The following is a 1,115-nucleotide window of genomic DNA, read 5'->3' as shown; positions in this document are numbered from 1 at the left end:
GTAGTCCACACGAGGATCAGAACGCAGATCTTTTAGTTGCTCAGGACTCAAGTTAGCGACAAATCCACTTATCGAGTGGTCAAAAACCGACTCCACTTTTACCGAATACAAACCAGACATGCGGTCTACGGATTGTTGCGTGAATTGCTCGAATTCCGTTGAGTTGCTCGCCATCATTTGCGGTTGTTGAAATACCACTATGTAGCGATCTGCAATGGCGATCTCGTCCGGTGCGAGCATTAATGTGGCTGGTAATATGTCCGGAGCTTGTTGTAACTCTGCACTGTCCGCAATCTCATTGGGTTGCGAAAAAGCGAGAGAAGAATGAAAACAGAGTGCGGAGGTGATACAACAACTTAGTAGTTTCTTTAACATAAAATGTTCCTCGAAATCATAGTCTTGTTGATTTTTACCTAGTACCAAACTGTCAACACGAAAACACAGACAATCAGCGTAGTGCGTGCTGAAGTGACGTTACACAAGTCAAACTAGACAATGAGCAATCATATGCATAACTGATAATAATTCGCATACTCAGAAACATGATCAATAACCAAGCTTTATTGAAATTGAAATGCAAAGATTCATTTAGACTTAGAGCAAAATCCCTAAAATAGAATAATTCTACACACCTGAAATATTGCCTGTTATATGACTTCATCTTACCGATAATTTACGCAATAAAAACCTAACTATCCTTTTATTGGTCATAACTCAAATCGGTTGATAGATGTTAATATAGCCACCTGATTTCTGATGTTTTTAACTCATGGTTACTATCCAAGCTCAATATCGTTTCTGTAATAAAACAGAGCCCGTTCGTGAACATGGAAAAGGGCATTCTGGCTCTCCTCGCTCCAGATGTATCGAGTGTCGAAAGAGCTTTAACTCGATTACGTTTACGAAGCCCGCAAGCCAGATGTAAAAGAAAAAACTGTTGATATGTCAATGAATAGCTCTGGCGTTAGGGAAACAGTACAAGTGTTGAATGTCGTATACAACACAGTATTGAGTACTTTAAAAAATCTCGCCAAGGTAAGTAACCTCAATGCCTTTCGATAAAGCAAATATAAGACTAATTTGTAAACTTGAAAGGCTAGCTGTATTGGTTGAGG

At 39.3% G+C, this 1,115-nt stretch carries 1 protein-coding gene and 1 pseudogene; one reads left to right on the top strand and one right to left on the bottom strand.

Going from position 1 to position 1,115, the window contains the following annotated elements; all coding sequences use genetic code 11:
• Positions 1 to 375, bottom strand: a 375-nt coding sequence (locus IQR33_RS01480; protein ID WP_193843450.1) for a protease inhibitor I9 family protein, incomplete at its 3' end; no start/stop codon positions are given.
• A gap of 394 nt (positions 376 to 769) precedes the next feature.
• Here IQR33_RS01480 and IQR33_RS32035 point away from each other — a divergent pair.
• Positions 770 to 1,115 (top strand): annotated as a pseudogene (locus tag IQR33_RS32035) (IS1-like element transposase); the annotation flags it as partial.

The sequence above is a fragment of the Vibrio sp. OPT46 genome, from assembly GCF_015163535.1.
GTDB lineage: Bacteria > Pseudomonadota > Gammaproteobacteria > Enterobacterales > Vibrionaceae > Vibrio > Vibrio alginolyticus.
Note: the sequence above shows the minus strand (reverse complement) of the source record. Positions and strands in the feature narration are given on the sequence as shown.